The sequence below is a fragment of the Achromobacter sp. MYb9 genome, from assembly GCF_002975275.1.
GTDB lineage: Bacteria > Pseudomonadota > Gammaproteobacteria > Burkholderiales > Burkholderiaceae_B > Achromobacter.
The window spans coordinates 65,549-72,565 of record NZ_PCOQ01000028.1 but is presented as its reverse complement, the minus strand read 5'-3'; the positions used below and the strand labels follow the sequence as shown (position 1 = coordinate 72,565).

The window sequence follows — 7,017 nt, the reverse complement described above, 5'->3', positions numbered from 1 at the left end:
GATGCGCTTGAGATGGCAGAGCAAACCGAGGTTTGATGCATCCCGGCCGGCGAGCGGTCGCTTGTCGGCCCGGGGCGGTCATTTGCACAGAAAAAATGCTGCGACCTAACCTTGAGGTTTAGTCGCAGATGGAAGAGGTCCGCCGGGCTGGAACGATAGGCTGGACGTCGCTCGGTCTTTAGCCCGATTCCGCACAGCTGATGGCACGGTCTCGTCTTAGCCACTGTTTCCAAAACGCAATGATCTTCGGGCCGTACTTTGTGCTCATAGCAGCAACCAATTCCGATGAAGAGGACGAAGATCTGCTCGGTTCAGTCAAAAACCTCAGCGATAGCACACTTGCGCGCATTGAGGCGCAAAGCAAAATTCGGACATAATTATTGCCCTAGCGTCCCGGCGAATGCGCTCTTCAGGGCGAAGACCGTGCATGTTGGACTACACCGCAACGCCACCCTTCTCGACGCTGCAAAAAAAACCCTAACACGAGCCATATGCCTTCAGGAAAACATCCACGGCACGTTTGGCAGCGTCCTTCAAGAACTGTTCGGGGATGGATTGAGGGCTGGCAAGCAGCGAGGGCAAAAGCGTCTCAGACTGCACCAATCCTAAAAAGTGTTGCGCGGCTACGTTGGGATCGCAAGGCTTTAGCGCACCAGCGTCAATCTGTTTCAAAAAAAACTCGGCCAACTGCGCGACGCCCGTAGCGGGGCCTGCAGCGTAGAACTGTGCGCCCACTTCACTCCTGCCAGCTACCCCGATCATGGTGCGCAGCATCCGGGTGGTTTGCTCATTGCACATCGCCCTCAGCAGCCCTCCCCCAAAGCGATGCAAGCACCGGGGCAACGGGTCTCGCGTGTCGCTCAACGATTCGAAGAGCGGTCCGAATAGCTCCTCAGCAGCTTTCAGCGAAACCGCGGCAAACAGGTCCTCTTTAGACTCGAAATAGCCGTACAGCGTGCGCTTGGACCCTCCAAGGCGCGCCGAGATCTGCGCCATCGACGTTCCCTCGAATCCTTCCTCCAGAAACACTTGCTCAGCGATCTGGATGATTGATTCGCGCTTGGCTTCTGTTCGTACTCGCATCGGAACCTCTTCATTCTGGGGACGCAATAGTATACGGGGGTGTGTATTTTTGTTGACTTTTCCATCGGACTCTTTAGTATACCGACCTGTACCGTTATACCGAGAACCTCCGTGCCCATCACCGTCAACCCTCGCCGTCATACCCCAGCCATTGCCCTCTCCCTGATCGTTATCCTCTTGCTCCTGAGCGGATGCGGCGATCCCCCGGGCGGCCCGCCGCCCGCCGAGGGCATGCCGGAAATGGCGGTCACCACGGTACGTACGCAACCCATCGTCCTGACCAAGGAATTGCCAGGCCGCACGGTTCCCTACCTGATCGCCGAAGTCCGGCCTCAGGTGGGAGGGATTGTCCAGTCACGGAAGTTTCAAGAAGGCGCCGAGGTCAAGGCAGGCGAGACGCTCTATCAAATCGATCCCGCTGCCTATCAGGCCAGCTACGACAACGCAGTCGCCGCCCTTGGCAAGGCGAACGCAACGCTGCGTACCGCGCGTCTGAAAGCCGACCGCTATCGCGAACTGGTGGCGGACGCGGCGGTAAGCCGGCAGGACAACGACGATGCGGCCTCCGCGCTGGGCGAAGCCCGGGCCGATGTCGCGGCGGAGAAGGCCAACGTGGAAAGTGCGCGGATCAACCTGGCGTATGCGAAGGTCGACGCCCCTATCTCTGGCCGCATCGGCAAATCCAGCGTGACGCCCGGTGCGCTGGTTACGGCAAGCCAGTCCACTGCCCTGGCCACCATCCAGCAGCTGGATCCCATCTACGTCGACGTGACCCAACCCAGCGCGTCCTTGCTCAAGCTGAAACAGGCGATGGCAAGGGGCGAATTGGCAAAAACGGGGGATGGCGCCGCCAAGGTCAAGCTCCTGTTGGAAGACGGAAGCGCCTATCCCCTGGAAGGCCGGCTGGAATTCTCCGACATCACCGTCGAGCAAAGCACGGGAGCCATCACCGTGCGGGCGGTATTCCCGAACCCGCACGCCGATCTATTGCCCGGCATGTATGTGCGAGCGGTACTCCAAGAAGGGATCCAAAAGGATGGTCTGTTAATTCCTCAGCGAGCGGTGGCCCGCAACAGCGCGGGTAAACCTGTCGCATACGTTGTCGGGCCCGACAACACGCTGCAACTGCGAACCCTTGAAACGGAACGCACGATGGGCGACCAATGGGTCGTGCGCAGCGGCCTGGAGCCGGGAGATCAATTGGTGGTCGAAGGGTTGCCGCGCGCCCGTGACGGCGAAAAGGTCAAAGTCGTGCCATGGCAATCCGCCGCTCGGACCGCGCTGACGCCTACCCCCACCGCGCCACAGGCCGCGAACTGAAACTGGACAGACCGTCATGGCACGCTTCTTCATTGATAGACCGATTTTTGCATGGGTCCTGGCCATCGTGGTCATGTTGGCAGGCACCCTGTCCATCCTGACATTACCGATTGCGCAATACCCCAGCATCGCCCCACCTGCCATCGCCATCACCGCGAACTATCCGGGAGCCTCAGCCAAAACTCTGGAGGACACGGTCACCCAGGTCATCGAACAGAAGATGAAGGGGCTGGACCACCTGAGCTACATGGCGTCCACGAGCGAATCGACGGGCCAAGTCACGATCACGCTCACTTTCGACAACGGCACCGACCCGGACACCGCGCAGGTCCAGGTACAGAATAAGATCTCGCTCGCGACCCCCTTGCTGCCGCAAGAAGTTCAGCAGCAGGGCATCACGGTAACAAAATCGGCGACAAACTTTCTAAACGTACTTGCCTTTACGTCCGAAGACGGCAGCATGTCCGACTCCGACTTGTCCGACTATGTCGCGGCGAACGTACAGGAAGCGATTAGCCGAGTCCAGGGCGTAGGCGACACCACGTTGTTCGGGTCGCAGTACTCGATGCGGATATGGCTGGACCCCAACAAACTCACCAGTTTTAGTCTTACCCCGCTAGACGTGAGCACCGCCATCAAAGCTCAGAACGCACAGGTCTCGGCGGGCCAGCTAGGCGCCTTGCCCGCTGTCAACAACCAACAGATCAACGCTACGATCACTACACAGACAAGGCTGCGCACCGCAGCGCAATTCGAGGGCATCTTGCTGCGCACCTTATCGGATGGCGCGCAAGTGAGATTGCGCGACGTTGCCAGGATCGAACTGGCCAGCGAGAGCTACAACACCACTGCGCGATACAACGGCAAGCCGTCCGCCGGCCTGGCCATCAAGCTTGCCCCTGGCGCCAACGCGCTGGATACGGTCAAGGCCATTGACGCCAGCCTGGCTGGACAAGAGAAATTCTTTCCTCCCGGGATGAAGGTGCAAAAGGCGTATGACACGACGCCGTTCGTACGGATCTCAATCGAAGAGGTCGTGCGAACCCTGATCGAAGCCATCGTGCTGGTGTTTCTGGTGATGTATCTGTTCTTGCAGAACTTTCGCGCCACCCTGATCCCGACAATTGCCGTGCCGGTGGTGCTGCTGGGTACGTTCGGGGTGCTGGCGGTATTTGGATACAGCATCAATACGTTGACCATGTTCGCCATGGTCCTGGCGATCGGACTCTTGGTGGACGATGCCATCGTGGTCGTGGAGAACGTCGAGCGAGTCATGAGCGAAGAGCATCTGTCGCCCAAAGAAGCCACTCGAAAATCCATGGGACAGATTACCGGTGCGCTCGTCGGCGTCGCGATGGTTCTGGCCGCGGTGTTCCTGCCCATGGCGTTTTTCAGCGGCTCTACCGGCGTTATCTATCGGCAATTCTCCATCACCATCATCGCGGCAATGACGCTCTCGGTATTGGTGGCAATGGTATTGACCCCGGCCTTGTGCGCCACGCTGCTAAAGCCGTTAGGCAAAGATCATGGCCCGGCCACCACCGGATTTTTCGGATGGTTCAATCGGACATTCGACCGTGGCAACAATGGCTACCAAGGGGTGGTCCGGCACATGCTGGGAAAAAGCCGACGTTACATGATCATCTATGCAGCATTGTTTGCGCTGGTCGTCGCAAGCTACATGAAATTGCCGGTCGGCTTCTTGCCAGACGAAGACCAGGGCACCTTGTTTGGCTTGGTGCAGCTGCAGCCCGGCGCCACCGCCACGCGCACCGACGAGGTTCTGCGCCAGGTCGAACAACACTTTCTGGTTGATCAAAAAGACTCGGTGGCCGGCATGTTCGCCGTATCCGGGTTCAGCTTCGCCGGTAGCGGTCAGAATGTGGGGTTTGCATTTATCAAACTGCGCCCATGGGACGAGCGCACAGGTCCAGGGCAGACCGCTGCGGACGTAGCCGCCAAAGCGGGCGCCTTCTTCGCCAGTATTCGCGATGCGAAGGTGTTTGCGTTTGCACCGCCCGCCGTATCGGAACTTGGCAACGCGACCGGCTTTGACCTCATGCTGCAAGACCGCGCCAACCTGGGGCATGACGTGCTGATGCAGGCGCGCAATCAGTTGCTGGCCGAGCTTTCCCAAGACAAGCGGCTAGTGGCGGTTCGTCCAAACGGGCAAGATGATGCACCTGAGTTCAGGCTGGAAATTGACCCGCACAAAGCGGAAACATTGGGCGTTTCCATCGACGACATCAACAACACATTCTCGACCGCTTGGGGCAGTACCTATGTCAATGACTTTATCGACAAGGGCCGCGTCAAGAAAGTCATGCTGCAAGGCGATGCGCCCTTTCGCATGGCGCCCGAGGACATAGACCGCTGGTACGTGCGCAACAACACCGGCGCCATGATTGCCTTCAATTCGTTCTCCACGGCCAGTTGGGCGTCGGGTTCACCAAGGCTGGAACGCTACAACGGCGTACCATCCGTCGAAATTCTAGGCATGGCAGCGCCGGGTGCCGCATCCAGTGGGCAGGCCATGGCGATCGTTGAAGCAGCCGCGGCCAAACTACCAGCGGGCATCGGCTATGAATGGACAGGCCTGTCGCGGCAAGAGAAGGCATCCAGCGGCCAAACCGGCGTTCTATATGGACTGGCAATACTGGTAGTTTTCCTGTGCCTGGCTGCACTATATGAAAGTTGGTCCATTCCGTTTTCAGTCATCCTCGCAGTTCCTCTTGGGGTGCTGGGAGCACTGATGGGTGCCATCCTCACGTGGAAGATGAACGATGTGTACTTCCAGGTGGGCTTGCTGACCACCATCGGACTGGCATCGAAAAACGCAATCCTGATCGTGGAATTCGCCAAGGAGCAGTACGAGGCAGGCAAGAGTTTGACGGAATCCGCGTTGGTGGCCGCAAGCATGCGTTTGCGTCCGATCCTGATGACGTCACTGGCCTTCATTCTCGGAGTGCTGCCACTGGTCCTGGGCAGTGGCGCAGGCGCAGGGGCACAACATGCCCTGGGTACGGCAGTGATCGGCGGAATGCTTTCGGGAACCATCTTGGCGATTTTCTATGTTCCCTTGTTCTTCGTGCTGGTCTGCGGGCTCATCAAGCGCAAGCCGACACCTGACACCGCACTGCCTGCCAACGATTCCCAAGGCGTCTGACATGTCTCATATTTTCTTCGCCCCTGTCGTTCTCACACTGACATTGTTGTCCGCCGGCTGCAGCATGATGCCAGCTTATGAGCGACCCGCATCACCCGTGCCTGGCAATTTCTCCCACGCTGATGGCGACCGGCCCAATACGCCCGTGGCACAGGTCGGATGGAGGCAGGTTTTTACTGACGCCCAACTTCAAAGCCTGATTGAACTTGCCTTGAAGAACAATCGAGACCTTCGAGTTGCGGCGCTCAACGTAGACAAGGCCCGAGCACAGTATCGCGTACAGCGCGCCAACCTTGTCCCGTCGATTGACGCCTCGGGTAGCGGCAACAGCAGTCGCACGCCGGGAGATCTTTCTATGACCGGAACCCCGACCACATCCCATACATACAGCGCGACGCTCGGTTTCAGCTCCTACGAACTCGATTTGTTTGGCCGCGTTCGAAGTCTGAACGAGCAGGCGCTGGAGACCTATCTATCGACCGAGGAGGCCCGCCGCAGCACACATATCAGCTTGATTGCCGAAGTCGCGACAGCCTATCTGACACTGGCGGCCGACCAGGACCTGCTCACGCTTTCCCGCGAAACGCTGGCCAGCCAGAGCGCCAGTTACAAGCTGACCCAGCGCAGGTTCGATCTGGGCCTGGCAACGGCGTTGACGTTACGCCAGGCGCAGACCACAGTGGAAAGCGCACGAGTGGAGATGGAAACCTATGTATCTCAAGTGGCGCAGGACCGTAACCTGCTGGGCATGCTCGTTGGTCATGACATACCCGATGAACTCCTACCATCGGCCTTACCCCCAACTTCCAATGCCGATGCAAATGTGCTGGCCCATATTCCCGCGGGAGTGTCGTCGGATCTCCTGCAGCAGCGCCCAGACATCCTTGAAGCAGAGCGGACGCTACGTGCGGCCAACGCCAACATAGGCGCCGCCAGGGCTGCGTTCTTCCCTAGCATAAGCTTGACCGCCACGGCGGGCAGCAGCAGCGCAAGCTTGTCCAATCTATTCAAAAGTGGGTCAGGCAGTTGGACCTTTATTCCGCAGATTTCAATTCCGATCTTCGACGGTGGGGCAAACCGTGCAAACTTGGACGTCGCCGAGATCAGCCGCGATATCAATGTTGCGCAATACGAGAAGTCCATTCAGACGGCATTCCGAGAGGTGTCTGATGCGCTGATCGAACGCGAGACACTGGTTCGCCGCTTACAAGCTCAGGAAGCACTTACAGACGCGACGGCACAAAGCTATCGACTGTCTACCGTGCGCTATGACCGCGGCGTTGCAAGCTACCTGGACGTGCTCGACTCGCAACGCTCGCTCTACAGCGCACAGAAGACACTCATTGCGACGCGCCTGTCGCGCTTCACGAATCAGGTGACGTTCTACAAAGTGATGGGCGGCGGCTGGTACGAAGACACCCGGCAAGACTAGGTGGCGCGAGTGCAAT

General features: G+C 58.7%; 4 protein-coding genes. 3 read left to right on the top strand and 1 reads right to left on the bottom strand.

The genetic code is table 11. From position 1 onward, the window contains the following. Positions 1 to 477 precede the first annotated feature (477 nt). Positions 478 to 1,083 (bottom strand): TetR/AcrR family transcriptional regulator, encoded by a 606-nt coding sequence (locus tag CQ050_RS27075; protein ID WP_158266088.1) that lies wholly within the window; start codon positions 1,081 to 1,083, stop codon positions 478 to 480. A 111-nt stretch (positions 1,084 to 1,194) separates the two neighbouring features. Here CQ050_RS27075 and CQ050_RS27070 point away from each other — a divergent pair, with 111 nt between their 5' ends. From CQ050_RS27070 to adeC, 3 genes are read left to right on the top strand one after another with little or no spacing between them, the layout of a single operon-like run. Further along, complete coding sequence (locus CQ050_RS27070; protein ID WP_369868911.1) at positions 1,195 to 2,403, top strand: efflux RND transporter periplasmic adaptor subunit; 1,209 nt, start codon at positions 1,195 to 1,197, stop codon at positions 2,401 to 2,403. 16 nt (positions 2,404 to 2,419) lie between these two features. Further along, the gene (locus CQ050_RS27065; RefSeq protein ID WP_105559923.1) at positions 2,420 to 5,569 is read left to right on the top strand and encodes an efflux RND transporter permease subunit; all 3,150 of its coding nucleotides are present in this window, start codon (positions 2,420 to 2,422) and stop codon (positions 5,567 to 5,569) included. Position 5,570: 1 nt separating this feature from the next. Beyond that, positions 5,571 to 7,001, top strand: a complete 1,431-nt coding sequence (adeC, locus tag CQ050_RS27060; protein WP_105559922.1) for an AdeC/AdeK/OprM family multidrug efflux complex outer membrane factor — start codon at positions 5,571 to 5,573, stop codon at positions 6,999 to 7,001. Positions 7,002 to 7,017: the final 16 nt, after the last annotated feature.

Bases quoted from the DNA above. Each gene is read 5' to 3' on its own strand.
- CQ050_RS27075 (WP_158266088.1), bottom strand. From the start codon at position 1,083: ATGCGAGTACGAACAGAAGCCAAGCGCGAATCAATCATCCAGATCGCT.
- CQ050_RS27065 (WP_105559923.1), top strand. From the start codon at position 2,420: ATGGCACGCTTCTTCATTGATAGACCGATTTTTGCATGGGTCCTGGCC.
- adeC (WP_105559922.1), top strand. From the start codon at position 5,571: ATGTCTCATATTTTCTTCGCCCCTGTCGTTCTCACACTGACATTGTTG.